The sequence below is a fragment of the Paenibacillus sp. FSL H3-0310 genome, from assembly GCF_038002785.1.
In the GTDB taxonomy this organism is placed as follows: domain Bacteria; phylum Bacillota; class Bacilli; order Paenibacillales; family Paenibacillaceae; genus Paenibacillus_AQ; species Paenibacillus_AQ odorifer.
In genome coordinates, this window is sequence record NZ_JBBODC010000001.1 from 3942618 (window position 1) to 3967150 (window position 24533).

Annotated in this window: 18 protein-coding genes and 1 other annotated feature; of the genes, 3 read left to right on the plus strand and 15 right to left on the minus strand. The window is 45.1% G+C overall.

The features are described from left to right. The first annotated feature begins 91 nt into the window (after positions 1-91). Positions 92-1807 carry an ABC transporter ATP-binding protein gene (locus MHH63_RS17915; RefSeq protein ID WP_076125049.1) on the plus strand — a complete coding sequence of 572 codons (1716 nt, stop codon included), beginning with the start codon at positions 92-94 and terminating at the stop codon, positions 1805-1807. Positions 1808-2145: 338 nt separating this feature from the next. Here MHH63_RS17915 and MHH63_RS17920 read toward each other — a convergent pair whose 3' ends face one another. Beyond that, entirely contained in the window at positions 2146-4461 is a 2316-nt protein-coding gene (locus MHH63_RS17920; RefSeq protein ID WP_341171864.1) for an endo-1,4-beta-xylanase, read from the minus strand. Positions 4462-4793: 332 nt separating this feature from the next. Between MHH63_RS17920 and MHH63_RS17925 the strand changes: the two genes are divergently transcribed. Continuing rightward, entirely contained in the window at positions 4794-5141 is a 348-nt protein-coding gene (locus MHH63_RS17925; protein ID WP_340395390.1) for a hypothetical protein, read from the plus strand. A 173-nt stretch (positions 5142-5314) separates the two neighbouring features. On the opposite strand, the gene MHH63_RS17930 is transcribed toward MHH63_RS17925, so the two are convergent. Together MHH63_RS17930 and MHH63_RS17935 are read right to left on the minus strand one after the other, a co-directional pair. Then, positions 5315-6760, minus strand: coding sequence for a DEAD/DEAH box helicase (locus MHH63_RS17930; protein ID WP_076184329.1), 1446 nt, complete (start codon positions 6758-6760; stop codon positions 5315-5317). Between the two features lie 86 nt (positions 6761-6846). Next, positions 6847-7500, minus strand: a complete 654-nt coding sequence (locus MHH63_RS17935; protein WP_076276371.1) for an HD domain-containing protein — start codon at positions 7498-7500, stop codon at positions 6847-6849. A 354-nt stretch (positions 7501-7854) separates the two neighbouring features. Between MHH63_RS17935 and MHH63_RS17940 the strand changes: the two genes are divergently transcribed. Next, complete coding sequence (locus MHH63_RS17940) at positions 7855-9132, plus strand: histidine--tRNA ligase (protein ID WP_341171865.1); 1278 nt, start codon at positions 7855-7857, stop codon at positions 9130-9132. Positions 9133-9298: 166 nt separating this feature from the next. Here the strand turns inward: MHH63_RS17940 and MHH63_RS17945 are convergent, their stop codons facing one another. The 12 genes from MHH63_RS17945 to MHH63_RS18000 form a co-directional block, all read right to left on the minus strand. Continuing rightward, positions 9299-11332 carry a methyl-accepting chemotaxis protein gene (locus MHH63_RS17945; RefSeq protein ID WP_076191290.1) on the minus strand — a complete coding sequence of 678 codons (2034 nt, stop codon included), beginning with the start codon at positions 11330-11332 and terminating at the stop codon, positions 9299-9301. Positions 11333-11528: 196 nt separating this feature from the next. Further along, on the minus strand, positions 11529-12575 hold the full coding sequence (locus tag MHH63_RS17950) for a bile acid:sodium symporter family protein (RefSeq protein ID WP_076125035.1): 1047 nt from the start codon (positions 12573-12575) through the stop codon (positions 11529-11531). Positions 12576-12695: 120 nt separating this feature from the next. Then, positions 12696-13649, minus strand: a complete 954-nt coding sequence (locus MHH63_RS17955; protein WP_038569765.1) for a radical SAM protein — start codon at positions 13647-13649, stop codon at positions 12696-12698. 402 nt (positions 13650-14051) lie between these two features. Then, positions 14052-14993, minus strand: coding sequence for an AraC family transcriptional regulator (locus tag MHH63_RS17960; RefSeq protein WP_341171866.1), 942 nt, complete (start codon positions 14991-14993; stop codon positions 14052-14054). A 45-nt stretch (positions 14994-15038) separates the two neighbouring features. Continuing rightward, positions 15039-15845, minus strand: a complete 807-nt coding sequence (locus tag MHH63_RS17965; protein WP_340975572.1) for a class I SAM-dependent methyltransferase — start codon at positions 15843-15845, stop codon at positions 15039-15041. 63 nt (positions 15846-15908) lie between these two features. Then, positions 15909-16140: a binding site (T-box leader), on the minus strand. A gap of 62 nt (positions 16141-16202) precedes the next feature. Next, entirely contained in the window at positions 16203-17456 is a 1254-nt protein-coding gene (locus tag MHH63_RS17970; RefSeq protein WP_445254241.1) for a stalk domain-containing protein, read from the minus strand. 156 nt (positions 17457-17612) lie between these two features. After that, positions 17613-18563 (minus strand): nucleoside hydrolase, encoded by a 951-nt coding sequence (locus MHH63_RS17975; RefSeq protein ID WP_341171867.1) that lies wholly within the window; start codon positions 18561-18563, stop codon positions 17613-17615. Positions 18564-18626: 63 nt separating this feature from the next. After that, a complete protein-coding gene (locus MHH63_RS17980) occupies positions 18627-18917 on the minus strand; it encodes a hypothetical protein (RefSeq protein ID WP_036679330.1) in 291 nt (96 codons plus the stop codon). Positions 18918-19034: 117 nt separating this feature from the next. Then, positions 19035-20216 carry a MalY/PatB family protein gene (locus MHH63_RS17985; protein ID WP_076278615.1) on the minus strand — a complete coding sequence of 394 codons (1182 nt, stop codon included), beginning with the start codon at positions 20214-20216 and terminating at the stop codon, positions 19035-19037. A gap of 130 nt (positions 20217-20346) precedes the next feature. After that, a complete protein-coding gene (locus tag MHH63_RS17990) occupies positions 20347-21417 on the minus strand; it encodes a dihydrodipicolinate synthase family protein (protein ID WP_341171868.1) in 1071 nt (356 codons plus the stop codon). Next, positions 21417-22433, minus strand: coding sequence for an NAD-dependent epimerase/dehydratase family protein (locus tag MHH63_RS17995; protein WP_076301377.1), 1017 nt, complete (start codon positions 22431-22433; stop codon positions 21417-21419). Before MHH63_RS17995 ends, MHH63_RS17990 begins: the two co-directional genes overlap by 1 nt. A gap of 318 nt (positions 22434-22751) precedes the next feature. Next, positions 22752-24521 (minus strand): IlvD/Edd family dehydratase, encoded by a 1770-nt coding sequence (locus MHH63_RS18000; protein ID WP_341171869.1) that lies wholly within the window; start codon positions 24519-24521, stop codon positions 22752-22754. Between the last annotated feature and the right edge of the window lie 12 nt (positions 24522-24533).

Sequence of the window (24533 nt, forward strand, 5' to 3'; positions counted from 1 at the left end):
CCGCTGACCATCTTTAGTATCCATATCATCGGGTAGTTGAGAATCAATTTCATTTGAACTCATATTTAAACCACAGAAAAGAGTGAACAGAATGCTTCGAAGGTTTTTTTCCTACTATCGTCCGTATAGAAAATTATTTATATTGGATTTCTCCTGCGCTGTTTTTGCGGGACTGCTAGAACTGGCTTTTCCGGTAGCCGTCAATAAATTTATTGATGATTTGCTTCCTGGTCAAGATTGGCCGCTTATTCTTATCGCTTGTGTTGCGCTGCTGGCGATTTACGCCTTAAATACGGTGATGCAGTATATTGTCACCTACTGGGGTCATATGCTGGGCATAAATATCGAAACTGATATGCGCAAAAAAATGTTTGACCATATTCAGAAACTCTCGTTCCGATTCTTTGATAATAATAAAACAGGCCATCTAATCGGAAGAATCACCAATGACTTAAATGATATCGGCGAAGTGGCGCATCACGGTCCTGAGGATGTATTTATTGCAATCATGACCCTTGTCGGAGCCTTTCTCCTAATGGCTGATATTAATCTGAAGCTGGCGATTATTACTTTTATTATCGTTCCAATTATGGCTTGGGTAATCATCTACTTCGGCCGCAATATGACTTCAACTTATCGCCAGCTATTTGGAAATGTAGGCAGTTTCAATGCCCGTATCGAAGACAATGTCGGCGGGATTCGGGTCGTGCAATCTTTTGCCAATGAGCAGCATGAACAAGAACTATTCGCAGTAGATAATCAAATGTTCCGCAAAACAAAACTTATGGCTTATAAAATCATGGCTAGAAGCTTGTCCGTCAGCTATATGATGACCCGCCTCATTACTATCCTGGTGATGATCTGCGGCGCATGGTTCTTTATCAATGGCGAGCTGCAAATCGGTGAATTTGTGGCGTTTATCTTGTTGTCTAATATCTTCTTCCGCCCTATCGAGAAAATCAATGCCGTGATCGAAAGTTATCCTAAAGGAATTGCCGGCTTCAGACGTTATCTGGAAATCATTGACACGGAACCTGACATCAGTGACAAACCGGATGCCGTGGAGATCAACGCTTTGCGCGGTGATATTACATTCCAGGATGTATCTTTTGGATACGAAGAGAATCGTCCGGTTCTGCAAAATATAAGCCTTAACGTAAAGGCTGGCGAAACCATTGCCTTTGTTGGGCCGTCCGGCGCAGGCAAAACAACAATCTGCAGCCTGCTTCCGCGCTTCTATGATGTCACAGCCGGGGCCATCACGATTGATGGCATCGATATCCGTGACATGAAGCTGGAATCGCTGCGCAAACAAATCGGGATCGTGCAGCAGGATGTTTTCCTGTTCTCCGGGACAATTCGCGAGAATATCGCCTATGGGAAACTGGATGCAAAGCTGCCTGAAATCTGGGAAGCTGCGCGACGTGCTCATCTGGAGGAGCTCATTCAGAATCTGCCAGATGGAATGGAGACAGTCATCGGGGAGCGCGGTGTGAAGCTGTCCGGTGGACAAAAGCAGCGCCTGGCTATCGCTCGCATGTTCCTCAAGAATCCGCCGATTCTGATTCTGGATGAAGCTACTTCCGCGCTGGACACAGAGACCGAAGCCGCGATTCAGCAATCCCTGGCTGATCTGTCCGTAGGCAGAACCACACTCGTCATCGCTCACCGTTTGACGACGATCAAAAATGCCGACCGGATTATGGTCGTGAATGAAGAAGGAATCGCTGAGCAAGGCAGACATGAGGAATTAGTCCATGCTGGTGGAATTTACAGCCGTCTGCATCAGGCGCAATATAACTTTTAAAAAGTATTTTGCCACAGCTGGGCAAAAATGAAGCAAGCCTAGTCACCATGTTTTTGGCGACTAGGCTTGCTTTTTCACGTAACTCCTCTGTTTGCAGCAAACGTGCTGCTTGATTAAGGAATTCCTCCCTGATTTTCTTTGGTTTATTGCTCTAACCCTTGCAATCAGGGAAAACCTCCCGCAATTCACCCCAATTTGCTCTTAATAGTGGAATTCAGGCAATATTTAGGGAGGATTTCCCTGAAAAGCTAAGTAACCAGCAAAAATTAGCTATTTTCAGGGAGGTTTTCCCTAAAAATTAAAAACGGCACAATTAAAGCTCAGTTCTCCTACTTTAGCTATTGCGGCTCTGTTCCCCATACCAGCACTCCGTTCCGATAAAGGGTCACCTTGTTCCAATCCGCATAAGCGGTCTGAAGTGAATTAAACGAATAATCATTGGCCTCGTTAAAATTGCTCCAATCTGTCTTGTGTATCCGGGTCTGAATATCCCCGGAAGTTCCTCCAGCGGCAAGCATGCCCGCACCTGCGTTGAATTTCACTTCCAAATAGTAATCTGCTCCCGTTCGAGGCGTGTCCAGCTTTACAAAGCTGCCTGCTACCTTGCTGTTGCCGATCTGGGCATAATCACAGAAAAAGGATTGCGGCTTGTCTCCATCGATCGTATACCAGTAACGGATGCTCAGCTCGCTAAGATCGACTGCAGTTGTGCCGTTATTTTTAATATTAAAATAGGGCTTCATCTGGTTGTCATTTGGGTTAGTATCCGCTGTCCGATACGCCACTGCAAGCCCGGTGACCGGTTCGACAGGCCCCGAGCCTTGCGGTGTAGCCATCGCTTGTACAGAATTGCTGCTCGTACCCGCACTATTGACTGCATTCACAACATAATAATAAGTCGTTCCGTTGCTAACCGCCGCATCGCTATAGCTCGTCCCGGTAGCCGTAGTCAGAGTGGTATAAGGGCCACCACTCGTAAGTGACCGTTTCACCGTATAGGAAGTTGCGCCCGCCGAGGTGCTCCAGCTAAGATTCACGAGCCCATTGCCTGCAGCTGCATTCAAGTTAGCAGGAGCTGCTGGAACTACGGGAGCTGCCACTGTCTCCAATACGGACCAGTAGGCCGGCTTAGATTGAAGGCGCTCATCAAATAATAAAGGCCAATTGTTACGGGCTACCGGATAAGTGCGCAGCCAAGTATTACTGTCATCCTTCCCCCAGAGAGTGACATTCGTGACCGTATCCGTGTGCCGCAGGAAGATCTCAAATAATGATTTGTATAAAGCCGCTTGGCGCTGCTTCAAATTATCAGGGAAGGTCTCATAGGCTTGAGAATTATCAGAATACACACTAATATCCAGCTCAGTAATATGAGTTTCCAGCCCTAAAGCCTTGAACTTGATAATCGAATTTTCGATTTCAGAGAGCGAAGGATAATACAAACTAATGTGCGTTTGATGCCCTACTCCGTCAATAGGAACCCCTTTAGCCTGAAGTCGTACAATCAGATTGTATAGCGCCTGGCTTTTGGCTGGCTCATGGGTATTGTAGTCATTGATGAACAGTTTTGCGTTAGGATCAGCTTCATGAGCGAACTGGAACGCCTTCTCAATATACTCTTCACCCGCGATCTGGTACCACAGGCTGCGGCGCATGCCATCAGATTGCGAAGTGTCAATCACTTCGTTGACGACATCCCAAGCATAGATTTCACCTTTATAACGTTCCATAACGGTCTTAATATGACTCTTCATCCGCTCATATAACACCGTTTTGGAGACCAAATTACCGCTGGCGTCACGGAACACCCAATCCGGTGTCTGCGAATGCCAGACCAGGGTATGTCCACGTACCTGCTGCCCATTTGCGGTAGCAAAAGCTACTGCCGTGTCAGCTTCAGCGAAATTAAACACACCTTCCTGCGGCTCCGTGCTATCCCATTTCAGAACATTTCCTGGCGTTACACTATCAAAATGCTTGTCCAACAATTGCCGATCCGGAGCTGTCAGCAGCTCACTATTCGTAAACGCCGAGCCGATCAGAAATTTGTTTGCAAACACATCCTTCAGCGAAGGAATCGCATCCTCGATGACAATTGGACCGAGATCCGGTAGCTTTTCCAATCGAAAATCATCCAAATAAAAAGAAGTTGTCGCGCTACCCGGCACTTCAAAATAAATAGAAAGCTGATCTGCCGGCTCCAATAGCTTGTACTGCGCCTGAAGCTTCACCCAACCGTTCGCTGTCACTGCTCCAAAGGTCAAATTGTCATAATGAATGGTAGAAGGTAATGTCCGCTGCAGTGACATATAGATATTCGCGTTGGATGATCCGGCAGGCAGCTTCACCCATCCAATAAACACATAAGTTTGTCCCACTTCCAGCTGGCTAGTCACATCCAGTGAAGGTCCATGCCACGTTTTTGTTCGGCCGCTTACCTCCAGGCCATATGTGCCGCTGCGTGCCGCATCTGTTTTGGCTGTAAGCACCTCAACTTCCCCACGTCCACTCCAACCCTGAACAGTGCCATCTTCAAAATCGCTTTGCTGAATAAGCGTGTTCTCCGCATGTGCGGGTGCAGCCCAATACGCAGGTACAAGCAAACATAAAACCAAAACAAAATTAAGCGCTTTCAAAAAAGTTCCTTTTTTCATCGCTTCGATTCTCCCTTCTGAGTTAGGTTCGAACCTTATGGCTTCGTTTCTTCCTGTCCCCGATACCGCTCGGGCCACACCACCTTCCTCATAAAAAAATCAGAGCCTATCCTCAGGAGGAACCAAGCTAGGCAGGTCATCCGTGAAGTATGGGCTCTATATCGCCATAATATCACATTTGTTTCCATTTATGGAACTAAAATTAATTTTTTTCGATCTTATCTTACTTAAGCTGAACGGATCTGCGTTATCAGATCCGTTTAGCGTCGAAAAAACCCAAGAGACGACACCATTATGGTGTTGTCTCTTGGGTTACATAACATGCTGGCTGAATGTACGGGAGTTCTACCGTTCATTTCGCCACTTCCAGCTGGATCAGCACAATGTACGGGAGTTCTACCGTTCATTTCGGCGTTTCCAGCGGGATCCGCACAATGTACGGGAGTTCTACCGTTCATTTCGGCGTTTCCAGCGGGATCCGCACAATGTACGGGAGTTCTACCGTTCATTTCGCCACTTCCAGCTGGATCAGCACATTGTACGGGATTTCTACCGTACAATTCGGCACTTTCAGCTGGATCAACGCATTGTACGGGATTTTCACCGTACAATTTGGCACTTTAAGCTGGATCAGCACAATGTACGGGATTTCTACCGTTCATTTCGCCACTTCCAGCTGAATCGACCAATTGTACGGGAGTTTTACCGTTCATTTCGGCATTCCTTGGAGATACTGAGATACAACAACAAATAAAAAAAAGAGCCGTGTTGTGAACACGACTCCCTCTTCATATAAACCGCATCAGTAGCGGCATATTTGCAAGGAGCTTAGCAATAAGCTGTCATCCTTGATTTATTTTTTCGCAATATGAACCTTCAGCTGCTTACCCTTCACGGTGGTCTCTCTCATCGCTTGCAGCACCATTGCGCCTTTACCGTTCAAAATATCCACGTAGGTCACATTGTCCTGAATCGAGATAATCCCGATATCTTCGGCGGAAATACCTTCAAGTTTTGCTATTGTGCCGACAAAATCGACGGCTCTTAGCTTCTTTTTCTTGCCGCCGTTGAAGTATAGCTTCATAATCTCTTTGTTTAAGCTTTCGCTTTTGTCCTTCTTGCGGACAGGTTGCTTATTGATCTTCTGCTCGAACGCTTCCTTTGCGTAGGCAACTGCGTCGTCCGAAGGAGCTTTCATATGCGGAATGCTGAAGCCAATATAGCTTTCAATTTCAGTTACCCACTTCTGCTCATTCGGAGTGACAAAAGTGATCGCTTTACCCGTCTTGCCTGCACGCGCGGTTCTGCCTGTACGATGCACGTAGCTTTCTTTTTCCAGTGGAATATCGTAATTAATCACATGGGTGATATTCTCGATATCAATCCCTCTAGCCGCTACATCGGTAGCGATTAAATAGCGGAATTGCCCTCTTTTAAAAGCATTCATGACCTCAAAGCGCTCATCCTGCTCCATACCTCCGTGGATCTTATCACAAGGATATTCCAGATCCGCCAATCCTCTGAATACAGCATTTACCTGCTCCTGCGTACGGCAAAAAATAATACAGCTATCCGGATTCTCCACCGTTATGATATCGCTTAGCAAAGAGAATTTGGCAGCTTGTCTCACTTCAATCAACGCATGTTCAATCGTAGCCGTCGTAATTCCACTTGCCTGAATCTCGATATCCGTTGGATCGCTCATATATTTTAGGCACAAATTCTTAATGACTTCGGGTAAGGTAGCTGAGAATAACATCGTTACTCGCTCTTTGGGCAGCTGCTTAATGATCTTCTCGATCTGCTCAATAAAGCCCATGCTCAGCATTTCGTCAGCTTCATCGATGATCAAATATTTGATTCGATTTAGCGGAAGTGTGCCTCTTTCAATATGGTCAAATACGCGTCCAGGCGTACCTACGACAACATGTGTTTTTTGCGTAAGCTCTATCTTTTGAGGGGCAAAGGGCTGCTTGCCGAAAAGAGCAACTGCTTTAATCCGTTTAAAACGTCCGATGTTCGTAATATCCTCTTTCACCTGCATCGCAAGCTCCCGAGTTGGCGTAAGAATCAAAGCCTGCGGCTTATTCTCCACCCAATCCACCAGATCGCAAAGCGGAATACCATAAGCTCCCGTCTTGCCACTGCCTGTTTGCGATTTCACAATCAGATCCTTTTGCTGCAAAGCCACAGGAATTACCTTGCTCTGTACCTCCGTAGGTGTCATAAATTTCAGAACATCCAGTGCTTTAATTATCTCTTCGTCTAACTCATAATCTCTAAATTGCAATTCACTCATCGTTCAACCTCTTCTATGCCGATTGTTCTGGTTAAAGCGGAAACTCCGCGATCCTTCCATCTTGTGCATACTTATCATTATAACAGTTATTGGCGTCCTTGATTCCATTCCTTATAGAACTGGTCCAGAAAATTCAACATGAAATCATGCCGTTCTTCCGCTAACTTGCGTCCATAAGCCGTATTCATTAAGAATTTTAGTTTCAACAGCTTCTCATAAAAATGATTCACAGCCGTCCCTTTGCTATAATCCCTGTATTCCTTCTGCAGCGACTCCTCGCGTGGAGAAACTTCCGGATCATAAGCCGGACGTCCCTTTGCGCCTGAGAAAATAAAGGTTCTGGCAATGCCAATCGCGCCAAGTGCATCTAGTCGATCTGCATCCTGCACCACTTGACCTTCCAGAGTCTGCATAGGTTCTCCTCCACCACCACTAAAAGACATCGTTTCAACGATCAGCATGATATGACGAATTTGCTCCTCCTCTGTAAGGTTTGCCGTAAGCCAAGTGTGGACTTTAAGCAGACCTGCTTCTTTTGACGGATTAAGCTTCTCGTCTGCAACATCATGCAGCAAGGCTGCCATCGTACAGATAAAAACATCCGCACGCTCGATCTCAGCAATTTCACATGCCGTGCTGCGGACCCGATGGGTGTGCCACCAGTCATGCCCCGTAGTATCTTGTCCCAGTTGTTCTTTCACAAATTCTTCCGCCCGGGCTATTATTAAAGGTTGATTCATCGTCAACAAGCTCCCCTCGCCTATGAAATATCGAAGCCCTATTATAGCTGATTGCCTGTCCATTCGCCTACTAAAAATCTTCGTTATAACAAATTCTTACTTGCACGACTCCAAATGATCCGCTATAATCGGCAGTAATCAAAATGTCGAAGGGAATTGATTCTGATGAACACCATAACAATCATGCTGAATCAACTTCATTATTATCACAAACAGCGTTAGCAACCCTGAAATTCTCAGGGAGGCTAACGCTACTCGCGTTGGCCTCCCTGCGGCATAGATCACGCGCAGGACCATGAGGTCCTGCGCGTTTTTTTATTTCTAAACTATGCCAATTCAAAGGAGCTACTAACGATGCAAAACATTAAAGGAACTTATGATTACTTCGGAAAAGAGCAGGCGCTCAGAAAGAACATTCAAAATACGCTGCAGGATTTGTTCGAACTCTATGATTTTGAATCCATGGACACCACATTATTAAATGAACTGGAGTTATTAACCTCGAAATATGCAGGTGGGGATGAAATTCTCAAGGAGATGTACCAACTCACCGATCAAGGCAACCGCAAGCTGGGCTTACGATATGATCTGACCCTCCCTTTTGCCAAAGTGATCGCCTTAAATCCTGGAATAGTGTTTCCCTTCAAGCGTTATGAGATCGGAAAAGTATTCCGTGATGGTCCCGTGAAACGTGGGCGCCTGCGTGAATTTCTGCAATGCGATGTTGATGTTGTTGGTATTTCAGGACCTGAGGCGGAAGCTGAATTGATGCAGCTGGCCACAGAAGCTTTTCGTAAGCTGGACATCCCGATCATCCTAAAATGGAACAACAGACGTTTTCTCGGTGAGATCCTGGAATCGATTGGTGTACCTGCCGAGGACCAACTGTCCGTTATGCTAACCTTGGATAAATTAGAAAAAATCAACCTCGTCGGCGTGAAAAATGAATTGATCAGCAAGGAAATCGAATCTGCAACCATCGCTGCTATTCTAGAGCTTATTGAAATGGACAATCCAAGCTTTGAGCAGTTATGCGAAAAATATAGTCTTACCGGACAACCGGGAGCAATGGAGGTTCTTGTCCTGCAAAAGCTGCTCCAAGACATTCAGCTGCAGCAGACTTGCCGTTTCGATCCCTTCTTATCCCGCGGGCTTTCTTTCTACACTGGAACCGTCTACGAGATCTTTGATGCATCCGGTTCCTTTACCTCAAGCTTGGGTGGTGGAGGCAGATATGACGCTATCATCGGACAGCTAGTGGGCAGAGAGGATATTCAATATCCTACGGTTGGCTTATCTTTTGGTATGGAGTCTATCATGGCGCTCCTTGCAGAACGTCCTATCCAAGAGCGCAAGACAGCAGAGGTTATGGTCATTCCGATTGGCGAGACGCTCCCACAGGCTTTAATTGCAGCCGCCGAGCTCCGTGCCTGTTCTATCCGGACCACTCTGGTATCCGGTAAAAGAAAACTTAAAAAGCAACTCGCCACAGCCTCATCCAAAAAAATCCGTTACGTTATTCTGATCGGCGAGAGTGAATCCAGTGTGGATAAGGTGCGGCTGAAGGATATGAAGGAACAAACAGAAGTTATAGTTCCATTAGATGAAGCTATCTACCTTATTACTGGCTAAACTGCTGCCTGATATCCTCCTAAAAAGATCTGCATAAAAAAAAGACCCCGCCGGCGACCGGCGGGGTAAAGTCTATATATAAGGGAGGTTATACATGTACTATAACCCTGCAAGCTTAATATTTTATGAAAAAGAGATAAGGATTCCCTTAATTCATTTCAAACCCTTAGATCTTAAACTTATCTACTAACCCCTGAAGCTCTTTGGCACTTTGAGTATTTTCATCAGCCATAGTAACCTCCAGGAATGTTTTTTCCACGATATCCGCCGTTTTTACCGCGATATCCTGAATCCCTATAGCTCCCTCGTTTACTGTAGCAGCTACCTCATTAACGGCAATATTAATACTTGATATAGCCATACTCAAATGATCAGCTGCGCTCTCGAATTGTTTTAACAGCGTATTTACGGTGGCAGCATCACTGTTGTATTGCTGACTTACCTCAGTTAATCGTTCATAATCTGCTAGGACATTCTGGTCAATAAAAGAAAGTAATGCCTCAGAATTCTCCTTCATGGATTCAACAGAGGAATAAACACCTGTTACCACACCTTGAATTCCGGCCGCAATCTTAGACGACTTCTCAGCCAACTTCCGAATCTCACCAGCTACAACCGCAAAACCTTTACCTGCCTCACCCGCTCTTGCCGCTTCTATAGCTGCATTCAGGGCCAGCAGATTGGTCTGACTGGCAATGGAGAGAATCGTATCCGTCAGTACATTAATCTCTGCAATCGCGCTCGACTGCTCAATCGCTTTTTCCATATCCATTCGCACGGATTCATAAATTTGTTTAGCATTCGTCGTAGATTCTGTTGCCTCATCTTGGAGAGCCAGCGCCCGCTCACTAATTTGTCTAGAAACGGCAGCGCCTTCCTTCACATTATTGGTGATCCCGGATACATTGTTATCAATTTCAGTAATTGCTGCTGTCATTTCCTCTGTGGAGGCTGCGGTCTCTTCCATACCTGCCGATAGCTGCTGCGTAGTCGCTGAATTATCGTGGGCATTTTCCCGCACATCTATAGACAGCTTCTCCAGCGTTTCTGCATTTTCAAGCACTTTGGACGAGATCGTAATTAAGCTTCCAGCCATCTCACGAAGTGTAGCCCGAGTGCTGAACATCGCTTTGGCGATCGTCCCTGTCTCATCTTTGTTTTTAGTCAAATACTCATACTCTGAGTCATGCGTTAAATTCAATTCTGCCGTTTTATTAATCATGTCCGTTAGTTTAACAATCGGAGAAGAGATTTTTTTAGCAAAATAAAGAGCAATCAGCAAGGCAATAATCAAACTTCCCACACCAAGAAATAAGTTGAAATTTCTCATATCAGTGACAGGTTTCACGATTTCATCGAGGTCTGCGGTTAATACAAGCAACCAGTGCGTCTCAGGTAAAACTGTATAGGTTGATTTTTTTTCCACACCATTATATGTATTATTGAGCAGGCCATCCGCTACCTTCTCACCAGATTTCACACGCTCCATAACAGCTGCGATCTGCGTATTCTCAATAGGCTGACCAATTTGTGTTTTATCCGGATAATATAATTTATTGCCGTTCTCATCCAGTAAATAAGCGTAGGAGCTCGTCGTGTTTACCACTTTGGTATCGGCCAAATACTTAATCATACTATCTGCGGAAACAGCCGATGCAATAAATCCAATCATCTTTCCATTACTCTTTACGGGCTGTACAAAAGCCACTACATAAGCTCCTGTAGATTTTGATTTCAGCGTTTCACTGATCACAGGCTCAGCCGTCTCCATTACTCTTTTCGTATAATCTCTTTCACTAAAATCTGTCCCTATAAGCTTAGTATCACTGTCAGCCACACTAATACCTTTCATATCACTGACTAGAATGTGCTCAAGGTTTCCCGCTTCCTCCACAATGCTTTGTAGACTGGCGTTCACCTCATTCTGAAGCTTATCGCCTTTGTTAACTCCACCATTCCCAGCTTGCAGCAGTAGATCAACAATTTCCGAACGGCTCGCAATAAGCTCTGTACTTCTCTGCTCTTTTGCTATCATGGCTGATATAGTCTGAGCTTTGTTCGTATTGACCTGCTTCATAGAATTCTCAGTAAGATTCACAATCGCCTGAGTTGATTTCAAATACGTAAATATCCCCATTACAGAAATACATAAAAGGGTCACACCTATCATAACAAGTGATAACTTTAGACGAATCTTCATATTCTTTTCATCCTTCCGACTGCTTGTTCATTTGCGAACAATGAAATTGTAAATAATACAATTACTATCGGGTGGCAAAGTTGAATAGTGAATATAAATCGCGCAAAAATAAGAAATATATCATAAAATGTCGAAATTTTTCATGTAAATGAATAAAATATCACAGCTTTTAGGTCATATATCCTTCACAAGATGTTTAACAAGGCCTGTCATCTGTCCTAGATGAACTATGTGGTTCTAGCTGAGAGACCGTATTCGCTTGCATTAATGCACCCTCACTTAACAGTCGTTTAGTTCTACTACGTAAAAATAGACCAGACATCGCAGCGAGTATTTGTTGGAATAACATCCCCGAAATTACTGGAAGCGCAACAGCAGGAGGAAAATATTTCACCGCTAATACAGCTCCTGCACTTAAATTCCGCATACCCGAATTAAACTGCACCGCAACGGAATCTTCATAACTAAAGCGGAAACGGCGTGACACCAAAGCTCCGATCACATAGCCAAGCACAACGGTTATGAAGGTCACTCCAATAATGATCGCTAATTTGCCATCCGGATGTTTCAGATAACGGGCAATGCTGGCCCCATTAATAGAAACAACTACAAACAATCCGACTTTAACAAACGGAGCAAGCGGCGGTCCACATACCGTATTTACTTTCCCTTTTGTCCATTGATTCAGCAGCATCCCAACTACAGAAGGAATGACTACCATCCATAGCAGCCCTTTCATCATATCGCCTAGCTGAATTTCAACACTCGCTCCCATCAGCAAATATAAGGTACCCGGGACAACAATGGGCGACAAGAGCGTATCAATCAGAATAAGCGCCAATGTCAGCGCAATATTCCCTCCGTACATCGACACCCATACCACACTTACAACACCTGTAGGAATCGCGAACAGCAATACATAACCAGTTACTGTATATGGATCTCCCGGAAAAAAAGCCATGGCTGCAAGCCAGCCGATCAGCGGCATTACAATATGTAAAATTACCATTAGAATAATCAGCTTCTGAGGTTTCAGAAGTACCCCCAGCAGATCCTTTAGATTGGACTTCAAGCTCCCTATCAGCGTCATTACAGCGAAAATCCAGGGCACGAGACCTGTGAACGGCAGCAGTCTGCTTTCGTTAAGTACCCCGACCACGATGGCCGTGGGTGTTAATAACGGCATAATCTTTTCTAGAACAACATTAGATTTGATGAGTCCATTTCTTATATTAGCAAACACTTGGCAGTACACCTTATGTATGAAGCTCATACATCCCTTATCTATGTTTTTTATTCAGTCTACCATAAAAAATAGGAACCAATTCTTAAATTGGTCCCTCGAAGTAATCTATATAGAGTGTTAAACTTCTATGCCTTGTGGAAACAATGCATCCAGTGCTGGGCAGGGTTGCTTATCCAAAAACTGTGCCAATGGCGCTGGCATATTATTGTATAAATCTTTTAGTGAAGTTCCTTGATAAATGTTGCCGATAATCACCGGATGGCAAAGCTCTGAAATCAAAATGTCGCCATTTCCATGCAGATGAAGCTGCTTCTTCCCCTCGATACAGTGAGGAAAATACACACCCGGCTGCTCTTCGAACCCAAGGGCGTCCATAAAGCGGTCCATACAGGTGAAATACAGAATCGTATCTTCTTTCTTCCGTGCGATCAGCTCACTCACTGCATTCTTTAATTGTTCCCGTGCAGCTATAGACTTCCAACCTGTATGATCCATGATAATACTGTTCTGAATTTCATGTGTGCGCACGCCCATTGCGTAGACATGATCGCTGATCTCCTTCATATTATCCTGGGTTTCACTGAACAGCAGCGTCTCCAGTACGGTATCCACACTTGTTGCAGCGAATAGGGTAATATTTTCTCTTATTTTTTCATAGATGCTTGGATGAATATTATAATATTTTGAGAAAGCTTCCGCAGTAGTAAAATTGAAGGAAATATGTATAGTCGTTAATCCTGCGGAGACCAATTGGCCAATTCGTTCAGCATTTAAAAGACTGCCGTTGGAATTTAACTGTGTCTGAATCCCTCTGGATGCGCAGTAGGTTACAATTTCCACACAGTCATCGAATTTCAGCGTCACTTCTCCACCTGATAAGCGTACTCTTTTAAGGCCTGGAAGTTCGTCCAGAATGCGGATGACCTCTTTGGCTTTGATGCTTTGTCCATCATTTCTATTATATGCACAGCAATAATCGCAGCGGAAATTACAGTTCGAAGTTACCCCTATTTCTAACCCTTCCAGCTCATAAGTAAGCGGTTTGTCGAGCTCTAATGCTTTATATCTCATACTCTAAAGTCCTCCCGAAAAATAATGAATTTAGTTCAAAAGTTCAACCTTAGAGATTATATAGGTTTATGGCTTAGGTTAATGTGAGTTTTATAACATTCGAATGTACGGTTTGATTAACGAATTAGTCGGAAGCGCATGCGTAATCACTTTCAGATACGCATAGTAATCTGTAACGGACTCAGCTGACCCTAAACCTAAAATTATCCTATTTTAAGAATGGCAACGGACTCCAGTGCACCTATTGACCGGAAAAACGCCCAATATGAGCCTTTTGCCAATGAATAGCGTCAGCGGAGTCCGAAATCATGTTTTGATAGCTGATAACATACAAATAACGTCATCCAAGTCCGAAAGCCTCGTGGAGTGATGGATAAACCGATACGCATTCAGGCATGTATATTACAGGTTATCTTCAAACTGGTGATGTCCACCGACACTTTTTATAGGGATATAAAGATCAACTTTTGCTTTACCTTCAGGGTCTGTATATGGATCATTCATACAAAATTCGAGCGCATACCGATCATCCGGTTCATAATCACTGTTAGTTAGCCATTGACCGTACACACTTTGATAGGCAATAGCCAATTTGTCGATCGTATCATAAAACGAATATAAGGCATAAAGACCACCAGATAAAGTTTTGAACTCTACGCTCGAATCACCCTCTTTAACAAACTCTTCTGGAATGGTTATGCAGGCATCATATCTACAAGAGTATTCGTCAGTCACGCTGGGATCATCTAAAGAAATACCAATGAAGTATTCTGTTGACGGTAAATCATTTTTCTCAACCCACTTGCTGAGTGTTCCCCATGCCTTATACGTTTCAAGATAGCTGCCAACATGCCTTACGTATGCCACTTGATAACTTGGAAGTTCTTTTACCTCAATGTTCATTTCCCATACTCTCCTTAAAAAATTATTTATGTTGATACTCACATCATAATTTTTAGAAGGAGACAATTCTTCCTGATTATTGCTGGACATTAACTGATAATTGCTATGTTCTTGCCTTGACCTTCTCATCTCGCTTGGGGTTGTCTTAAACAGTTTCCTAAAGGATGAATTAAAACTTGAGATGGAATTAAAACCGCATAGAGTTGAGATATCTAGCATGGTTTTATGGGTTGTTTCAAGATAGGTTATCGCGTGATGTAGACGTCTTTCCGTCAGATAGGTCATTGGTGTTTTATTTGTAATTGCAGAAAAAACTCTAGAAAAATGATACTTAGAAAAATTAGAAACTTCAGCTAGCGTTTCTAGATTTATTTCTTGATCTAAGTTGTCCTCAATAAAATGAAGAACCGTCTGAATACGCACCCTGTAATCATTGTTCACTAGACCTACCTCAATCCCGTGATGATTAAATGATTTTTTTCTTATTTATTTTCTTCGCCCTATATACAACAGATGAGATGAAATCCCCAAAATGGATGGATCCTTTGCTGCATTAATGAGAAATTCTAAGAGCTCCTCATGTTCACCCCGGTCAGTCCAGTATTGTTTCTGCTCATTTGTCAGTAATGCTCCTAGGCTAGAAGAACCAATTAAATCAATGGTTTGAAATCCATTCTCCTCCATGAAAGATTTTATGTCCTCAATATTGAAGTAATAAGCTCCCGTAAACCTACCTTCATCTTTATGATTAAAAATCCCGCTATCATAAAATTCTTGTATTGAATCCATGTTGTCATTAGGCTTCCAATGTTGTGGGAACTGTAAGGATGTAAGAGTCATTCTCATCCGACTTTGAAAGGCTACAAATACGATGCCATTCTTCTTTGTCACACGAAACAATTCCTTAACTGCTAAAATCCGATCCTCTTCTTCTTGCAAATGATATAAAGGGCCTAACATCAGAGAAGCATCAAAGCTCTCGTCTGATATTCCCTCTAAACTAGTTGCATTCAGCACATGAAAACCTTTAAATTGCTCAGTTAATCCTAATTCATTAACCTTCTGCTGAGCTATTTCAACTAACTTAGGGGTAAGATCCGATAACGTTACGTTATAGCCGAGCTTCGCCAGCTCCATGGCATATTTACCGGGCCCAGCACCATTATCCAGTATAGATTGTGCGGTAGTTAAATACTGTTTTATATAATGCAGATTAATGATGAACTCCAGCGGCTCCCTATCCAATCTTCCCCACTCATCAAATTGGGAGTAATAATCAATAATATTGCCCATTACCAAAACACCCGCCTTCAATTGTATTTTTTTCTGTAGAGAACAGAAAAAACCTATCGCCTCCAAAGAGGCGATAGGTTTAACCTTCGCGGTACCACTCTTTTTGATCGTTGCATATTGCGTATAATAAACAACGAATCTTAGAACCCGATTACGGAGGGTTAGCCGTTAAGATCTACTGAGGTTCGATCTTACCGCTCATGGGTGAGTTGGGGAACCTACTCCGCTGTCTTGCACCAACCGGCAGCTCTCTGGGCAGTAGTTATTCCTTAATACTCCCAATCATTACGTTTATTCCGTATTGTATTTTGACCTAGTATATATTTAGTAATTATTCCCTGTCAATACAAATTCCACTTACAGCTCTACTGACTTCCCCATCTCGTTCCAGACAGGCTGTCCGATCAGACCTAAACGCCAGATCGCAATTCCTTTAAGACCATAACGTTTAGCAAGTCCTACCTTAGAATTCACTGAAGATTCGTTTTCGCTATACACAGAGATCCCGAGGATCAGCTTATCCTTACTCACTTGCTGAAGCGCAAGCCGGATGCCTTCATCAACTAAACTCATCGGCTCTGGAACTTTTTTCTCTTGTAAATAATCGTACGCCATAATGACCAAATCATCTGCAAGTGTTCCTAAAGTTTTGTAATCATAACCTTTATAAGAACTATTTAATGGATGAAGAATAACGGTAAGTTTAAGTCCTGCTGCATGTGCTTTTTGTGATAGGTTTTTCACAAAAGCATTGTAATCTGCTTGCACCTTCGCCTTATCACCGGTTAGACCTAGGCCCTCCAGATCCAGGGTAATGCCTTGGAATCCTTTTTGCGTTGCAAGATCTACGATTCCAGTAATCGTCTGTTCTTGAAGCTGCTTATCTTCCAGGTTCTTAGTTAACTCTGATGCGGTGTCTCCAGAGAAGACCATCAGATAAGGAGCAGTTCCACCTGCCGCTGCATTCGTGACAATCGATTCTGGTGTTACGTCACCAGCCGCCTGAGGCCATTTGAAATCAGTCCCCGTTGTGGTGAATTGCCCGCTTTTATCAATCCCACTCCAACCGAAGGCCATAGCATCAAAATTAGGAAGTAAGGAAATCTCACTATAAGAACTCAGAGCATAGAAACCAAGAGTGTACAGCTCAGTCTTCGGCGAAGTAATAGATACGGTCTTCGTAGATTGATTCCAAGCTACACCCGCACCAAACTGCTGGCCGAAGAAGCTAAGGGGAATCATCGTTGTATCCCGGATCGTCTGCGGAGCAACTCCTAACTTCACAACCGCGCCGTTAACACCTGCATTTTTGCTGCCAAGGGTCAGGGTTACCACTTTGGTCCCTGCAGTATCTGTTTTGGTAGCCGTAATTTTCTTCTGCGCTTGATTCCACTCGACATTAATTCCCAAAGCTTCAGATATAGCTCGGAATGGCACCATCGTTGTTCCGCTCATCACAACAGGTTCTACTGGAAATGGTAGTGGATAACCATCCAGCACAATGCTAACTCCACCAGCTGTGGCTGCCTGTGTGGTATTTTGGAATAACGCCGTGGTGCCTCCTAGCGAAATAGCCATACATAATACTAATTTACCGATTCGCTTATTCATGAATGTTAAGTCTCCCTCTTCTATGATATGCAGTCTAATCTTGTAAACTCTTATATGTCCTCTACCATTTTACCAAAGATTATCCAATTGTAAAATTAATAGATTGTCATCTATGAGCTTCGAAATTATTTGTCATATTAGAAGAGGTCGGCAAAATTACATAAACACGCTCAAAAAGGTTCCCACTGCTCGTTCAACATCTACATCCACTGCAACTTGTATGGGTTTACCCACTTTTGGCTGAGCCCGCAAGTCCGCTACGACCATTCCCGATGTAAACTCACCTTTGTGCTCCACACGAACATTCATCTCTTTGTAGGTTACTAGATCTGGTTGCAGCGCAACCATAAGTGCGAGTGGATCATGCAGCGGTGCGCTGTTGATCAAAAAGTTCGCTTCACGATAGAAATTAAAATAATGAGTAAGCGATTGTTCCATAAACGAAATGATCGCTTTATTTTCTTCACGTCCAAAACGTTTTAATAAATCGATATGCTCTTGTGTAATCCGCGTCTTAAGCGTAACGTCTAGACCCACCATCATAACAGGAAGCCCAGATGTAAATACATGATCAGCAGCTTCCGGATCCCCGGCAATATTCGCTTCCGCAACCGGTGTTCTATTGCCGGGACTGAAGATCGTACCGCCCATCACCACTACTTTTTTCAAAGTATTCTTAATACCAGGGTCCATATCAAGCGCCATAGAAAGGTTGGTTAGATGTGCCAGTGTGACTAATACAATCTCTCCGGGATTCTCATTAGCCATCCGAACAATAAACTCAGATGCAGTTTCGCTAATGAGACGCTGGCTGGATGGAGCAATTTCCACATTGCCAATACCGTTCTCACCATGCACATGAGTGGCGTAGCCTGAGTGCTCACGAACAAGTGCCTTGGATGCTCCGATCGCTACAGGAATCTCATAACCGGGCTTAGCAAGCTCAATTAGCCGCAGTGAATTGTCCGCCGCCTTTTCGACCTCAATATTCCCAAAAACGGTTGTAATTCCTTCTACAATTACGTTTGGAGCACGTAAGGCATATAGAATCGCCATTGCATCGTCAATACCTGTATCTGCATCAATAATAATTCGTGTTTTGCTCATTTATGTTCTCTCCCATTATGTTTTTTTCATAAAAGCTATCATATCACGGCCAACGAGGGTCGCTCAATTTTTGTTCAATTCCTGTTCTTTAAAGGCTTCAATAAACCGCTCAGGATCGCACTCTATCAAATAAGCATACACGCCCTTACTCGTGTGGAGATAGAACATGCCGCCCATATCCCCCATTGAGCGATAAGACATATCGAAAATATCTTTTAGCGGGAATTCCCGATGACGTGTTACAATTCTATCTTGATACAGATACATTAGCCGATTGGAAGCAACACTTCGTTGTTCTCCATCCCTAATTTCTCGTTGTATCTTATAATACGGAAGCTGAGCTACCCATTTCATTTGCAGTCCTCCTGCTTGTCGTAATGGACTCCATTTTATTATTCTTTTTACCCTATTGCAAAATAAAGAAGCTTAACGATCCCATTAGCGGAATCATCAAGCTTCAGTAATCACCGTTTATTTCGTTGTATAAGCTGCGGCTGCCTTGCAAAAGCGTTCCAATGCCTCAACTAACGTGGATCTCGGACAGGCCAGATTAATCCGCAGATGGCCTTTGCCTTCTGTTCCAAAAACAGAACCTTCATTAAAAGCCACTTTAGCCTCTTTGTACATCAGCTGCTTCAGACCGTCTATTTCCAAGTTCAGTTCGCGGCAATCCACCCAGAGCAGGTAGGTTCCTTGCGGCTGCATCACATGAACCTGTGGTAAATGCTCCGCCAAATAGCTGACCGTATAATCCACATTATCTGATACATATTGTAACAGCTCATCCAGCCATTCTTCTCCGTCATTGTAAGCGGCTTGTACCGCTCCTTGCGCGAAGAAACTAGCCATATGTAAGCTCAAGGCTTTCATTTTTTGATCAAATTTACGTTTCAATTCCGGATTCGAGGACACGATAAAAGAGGATTGAAGCCCCGGAAGATTGAAGGTTTTGGTAGCGGCAAGGGTGGTTAACGTAATATTGGCAATTTCCTCAGACAAGGATGCAAAAGGAATATGCTCATAACCTGGAAGCGCCAAATCACAATGGATCTCATCAGAGATAACTGTCACTCCGTGACGCAAGCACAGTTCACCGAGCTTCAACAGCTCTTCTCTTTCCCATACTCTACCGCCTGGATTATGCGGACTGCATAACAGCAGCAGCTTCGCTCCACCCAACATCAACCCTTCCAATTGCTCATAATCCATCTCAAAGCGCCCATTACGGACGATAAGCGGATTCTTGGCAACCTTCCGGTCATTCATCTGGATGACATCATAAAAGGGATAATAAACTGGCGATTGTAAAATAACCCCGTCCCCAGGCTCAGTAAACAGTTCAACAGAGAGGCTTAAGGAAGTTACAATTCCGGGAGAATCTGAAATCCACTCCGGTTTGATCTGCCAATCATGCCGTCTTTTAAACCATGACGTGATGGCTTCTTTATAAGTATCACTAGGTACACTGTAACCGTAAACTCCTTGTTCTGCGCGGCGCAGAATGGCTTCCTTCACTGCGGGAGGACTTTCAAAATCCATGTCTGCCACCCAAAGCGGCATAATATCCTTCTCACCAAACAACTTCTCGGATTGGTCCCATTTGTAAGAGCTAGTATTACGGCGGTCAATTACGCGATCGAAATCATACTTCAACTAAAGTCACCTCATCCTTATAAACTTATCTTTTATTGTATCATGAGGAAACCGATATGGCATACTGCACAAAAAAAGAACGCACTCGCAAAAGCACGCTCTCCATAACTCACTCTGGTACAACCTCGAATTATTGCAGCCATTCATCCAAATGAGCAGCGACAAATTCATCATCCACCAGATGGGGATAATCCTTACAGACTCTGTTGATCTCCTCCATTTGACCCGGTGACAATTGTTCTTCCGGATTCAGACACCATAAGCCTTCAAGCAATCCCTGTCGGCGAAGCACTTCGTGTATACCAGGAATACAGCCATGAAAATGATGGGCCGGATCAAATAACGCTGCATTACTGTCTGTCACCTCAGCCCCAAAGGTTAACCAGCTTGCTGCTAACGAGGGTTCACTGCGGATCTTTTTAATCTCATTCAGCATTTGCACAGCTTTGCTCGTCCATACCGCCCAGTGACCCAGCAGGCCACCAACTATTTTTTTCTCAACCGGCTTGCCGTTCACCATGAATCGGAAAGTTGTGAGTAGATCGCTGACAATATTATCATCATTTCCGGTATAGAGGGCAATTTCTTCACTACGGCTGGAGTCAAGTACGGCTCTGACTACGTCCAGCGTCTGATAACGATTGAATGGTGCCATCTTTATGGCGATCACGCCTTCTATTTCAGCGAATGCCTTCCAAAAATCAAAGCTTAAGATCCGCCCGCCCACAGATGGCTGCAGGTAGAAACCAAATACAGGAATCACTTCCGCTACTCTGCGCGCCCGTTCCAGGAGCTCTTTCTCACTTAAGGCTTGCAGACCTCCCATGCTGAGCAGTCCGGCTTCATAACCAAAGCTTACAGCAAGTCGAGCTTCGAGGACCGCCTGCTCCGTCCCACCGCAGATGCCTGCCACTTTCAAGAATGGCCGATTTAGCTGGGCACGTTCTACCTCTTCCGCAGCGAGACGTAACACGGGCTCTAGCAGCCCTATTTCCGGATTCCTGATCTCGAATTGAGTGGAATGCACTGCGACCGCGATTCCTCCCGCCCCAGAAGCGAGATAATAGCGAGTCAGCGCTCGTTGACGACGTTCATCCAGCTTTCGTTCCTTAGTTAGAGCAAGCGGATGCGCGGGAATAGCCAATCCATCATGAAGTGCGGCATTTAAAGCTGTAGTCAGAGGTTTTCTTTTCAGCGTCATCAATATTTGCCCTCCCGCTCCTGAAAATGCGTGGGTTTGTTCCAGGTTTCTCCGCCTCGTCCTACCCAATCGCCAATCCAATCGATCATTTCGGCTAGCGATACCTGGGGATAGCCGAAAGTGGCGGCAGCCTTCGCCGCGTTGCTTAGCAGTGCGGTGGGTGCTTCTTGCCCCGTAAAGATCGGCTCAACGCCCAGTTTTCGGCCAAATTCATTAGCGGCCCAGCGGAGAGACAACGTCTCCGGTCCGGTAATGTTCATCACATTTGGCGGGGAACTGCAACGAAGCAGCGCTCGCAAGGCGATTTCATTAGCATCGCCCTGCCAAATCACATTGGCATGACCCATTGTTATATCAATGGACCGGCCTTCCTTAACCGACCGAGCCAGCTCCAGCAACACGCCATACCGCAGATCAATAGCATAGTTCAACCGATATATAAACATCGGTGTTCCATTTTTATGTGAGAAATGCTCAAATATCCGCTCCCGGCCCAAACAGGATTGCCCATACTCCCCATTTGCGTTCGGAGAGGTTCTTTCCGTTGCTCCCCCTTGACCAACCGGAGTGAACGGATAAACGTTACCTGTCGAGAACACCACAATCCGGGAATTACGAAAATGTTCTGCTACGCGTCCCGGCAAATAGGCGTTCATCATCCAAGTAAAATGCTCATTGCCTGTGGTGCCGAATTTATTCCCGGCCATATAGAGAATGTTTTGCGTTTCAGGGAGTGCCTGCAATGCTTTATCGTCTGATAAATCAGCGGAGATAATTTCAACCCCAGCCGCTTCCAGCTCGCGGCTAAGCACCTTGTTCGAAAAGCGTGAAACGCCGATGACTTTCTTGTCCAGCCCTGCTTGGCGAATCGCGTTCACGGCCAACCTTGCTAAGCTTGGACCCATTTTGCCCCCCACACCCAGCAGCATAATATCCCCATCAAGCTGGCTCAATTCATCAATCAGTGCTGCGGACGGACGGGCTAAGCGGTCTTCCAGCTCTTGAACGGTTTGCATCATTGAACTCTCCCCTCTGTTGGCTGTTAACAAGCTACGTTTATATGATGAAAGATGGATTGGACAGTTGGTTAACTGTAGCGTTCTATGGCAGCCACATTAGTGATTTCGCAATTTAGTTGTATTTCATACAATTAAAACGCCTCGCAAATCCATAGATGATTATTTAGTTGTATTTTCTGCAATTAATAGTTCAGCATGAGGCTACAAATGATAGTTTGCTAAGATTTAACTGCATAAAATACAGTTAAAATTCAAAAAGGGCATTTCGGCAGGCTATAGTTGTATAAAGTACAATTATTACGCGCATGTATTAGATTATTTCGAGTGAAGCGAACTCGCAGCGCCCAGCAGTTCTTCCCTAAGCTCAACAGGCAGAAGAAAGTCAAAGTCACAACCAAGGTTCGCCTGAAGCACCCGCTCGTGAAACAGCAAGCCATAGCCCCTGTCATAGTGCGGCTTAGGCGCATGCCATAAGAGCCGCCGACGGGCCAGCTCCTCATCCGCCACCTTCAACTCCAGGCGCCTTGCGGAAATATCCAACTCAATTTCGTCGCCATCCTGCACAAGTGCTAACGTTCCGCCAATGGCCGCCTCTGGTGCCGCATGTACAATCAATGCGCCATAAGAGGTCCCACTAATCCTAGCATCAGAGATACGGACCATATCGCGGATGCCCTGCTTCAGCAGTTTTTGCGGAATCGGAATTTGCCCAATCTCCGGCATGGCAGGCGCGCCCTTAGGCCCTGCGTTCTTGAGCACCAGCACGCTGTTCTTATCCACGACCAAATCAGGGTCATCGATCCGCTCGTTTAGATCAGCCGGACTCTCAAAGACTACTGCGCGTCCGATATGCTTTTTGAGATGCGCCGATACAGCGGTTTGCTTGATCAGCGCCCCATCCGGCGCCAGATTTCCGCGCAATACAGCAATTCCACCTTGGCTGTCGAGCGGCTCCTCCAAGGTACGTATCACATCCCTGTCCAGTGTGGCTGCCTGAACCAGATTCTCTTTAACCGTTCTACCTGTGACAGTAATGCAATCCCCATGCAGCAGCGGCTCCAGCTCCTTCATTAAGGCTGGCACTCCACCCGCCTCAAAATACTCCTCCATCTGATACTTGCCGGAAGGGCGCAGATTCAAAATGAACGGTGTCTGGCTGCTGATGCGGTCAAAGGTCTCCAGCGGGAGCTTCATCCCAAGGCGCTGGGAGATCGCCACGAGATGGATAATCGCGTTCGTCGAGCCGCCGCTGGCCATCGTAACCGTGATCGCGTTCTCTATCGCCGCCGCAGTCATGATGTCACGTGGACGGATATCGCGGCGTACCAACTCGACGATCTGCTTGCCGGTGCGCTCAGACATATGTCGGCGTCTGCTGTCCGGAGCCGGAATAGCTGCGCAGCCTGGTAAAGCCATGCCGATGGCCTCCGCAATCGAGGCCATAGTGCTGGCTGTGCCCATTACCATACAGTGACCGTCACTGCGGCAGATTGCGTTCTCTGCAATAGCCAGTTCCTCGTCACTGATATTTCCTGCTTTGTGTTCCAGTGTAAAACCGTAACAATCCGTACACGCTCCGAGACTGCGGCCACCCAACCGCCCGTTGAGCATGGGTCCACCTGTCAACACAATGGCTGGAATGTTGGCGCTAGCTGCTGCCATCAACTGTGCGGGCACTGTTTTATCGCAACCCCCAAGCAGCACTACCCCGTCAATGGGATGCCCCTTCATCATTTCTTCCGTATCCATCGCCATTAAATTTCGCAGCAGCATCGTCGTTGGCTTCACATAAGGCTCACCGATAGAGATGGTCGGGAATTCCATCGGCACTCCCCCAGCCTGCCAAACGCCGCGCTTCACATAATCTACTAATTCATTAAAATGTGAATGGCATTTATTCAGCTCACTGAACGTATTGCAAATGCCAATCACCGGTTTGTGGATATCCTCTTCGGTGTATCCCATCGACTTCGTAAAGGAACGGTGGATGAATCCCCAAAGATCCTTTTCCTGAAAAAAAGCTTCACTCTTCAACTTACCACCGAATCTAGCTGCACTCTCCTCGCAGTCTCTACACTCCGCCATGACCCCATCTCC

What these genes read in the sequence shown, in the direction of transcription:
- MHH63_RS17915 (WP_076125049.1), top strand. Translation starts at nt 92, where the DNA reads ATGCTTCGAAGGTTTTTTTCCTACTATCGTCCGTATAGAAAATTATTT.
- MHH63_RS17920 (WP_341171864.1), bottom strand. Translation starts at nt 4,461, where the DNA reads ATGAAAAAAGGAACTTTTTTGAAAGCGCTTAATTTTGTTTTGGTTTTA.
- MHH63_RS17925 (WP_340395390.1), top strand. Translation starts at nt 4,794, where the DNA reads ATGTACGGGAGTTCTACCGTTCATTTCGCCACTTCCAGCTGGATCAGC.
- MHH63_RS17930 (WP_076184329.1), bottom strand. Translation starts at nt 6,760, where the DNA reads ATGAGTGAATTGCAATTTAGAGATTATGAGTTAGACGAAGAGATAATT.
- MHH63_RS17935 (WP_076276371.1), bottom strand. Translation starts at nt 7,500, where the DNA reads ATGAATCAACCTTTAATAATAGCCCGGGCGGAAGAATTTGTGAAAGAA.
- MHH63_RS17940 (WP_341171865.1), top strand. Translation starts at nt 7,855, where the DNA reads ATGCAAAACATTAAAGGAACTTATGATTACTTCGGAAAAGAGCAGGCG.
- MHH63_RS17945 (WP_076191290.1), bottom strand. Translation starts at nt 11,332, where the DNA reads ATGAAGATTCGTCTAAAGTTATCACTTGTTATGATAGGTGTGACCCTT.
- MHH63_RS17955 (WP_038569765.1), bottom strand. Translation starts at nt 13,649, where the DNA reads ATGAGATATAAAGCATTAGAGCTCGACAAACCGCTTACTTATGAGCTG.
- MHH63_RS17965 (WP_340975572.1), bottom strand. Translation starts at nt 15,845, where the DNA reads ATGGGCAATATTATTGATTATTACTCCCAATTTGATGAGTGGGGAAGA.
- MHH63_RS17970 (WP_445254241.1), bottom strand. Translation starts at nt 17,456, where the DNA reads ATGAATAAGCGAATCGGTAAATTAGTATTATGTATGGCTATTTCGCTA.
- MHH63_RS17975 (WP_341171867.1), bottom strand. Translation starts at nt 18,563, where the DNA reads ATGAGCAAAACACGAATTATTATTGATGCAGATACAGGTATTGACGAT.
- MHH63_RS17980 (WP_036679330.1), bottom strand. Translation starts at nt 18,917, where the DNA reads ATGAAATGGGTAGCTCAGCTTCCGTATTATAAGATACAACGAGAAATT.
- MHH63_RS17990 (WP_341171868.1), bottom strand. Translation starts at nt 21,417, where the DNA reads ATGACGCTGAAAAGAAAACCTCTGACTACAGCTTTAAATGCCGCACTT.
- MHH63_RS17995 (WP_076301377.1), bottom strand. Translation starts at nt 22,433, where the DNA reads ATGCAAACCGTTCAAGAGCTGGAAGACCGCTTAGCCCGTCCGTCCGCA.
- MHH63_RS18000 (WP_341171869.1), bottom strand. Translation starts at nt 24,521, where the DNA reads ATGGCGGAGTGTAGAGACTGCGAGGAGAGTGCAGCTAGATTCGGTGGT.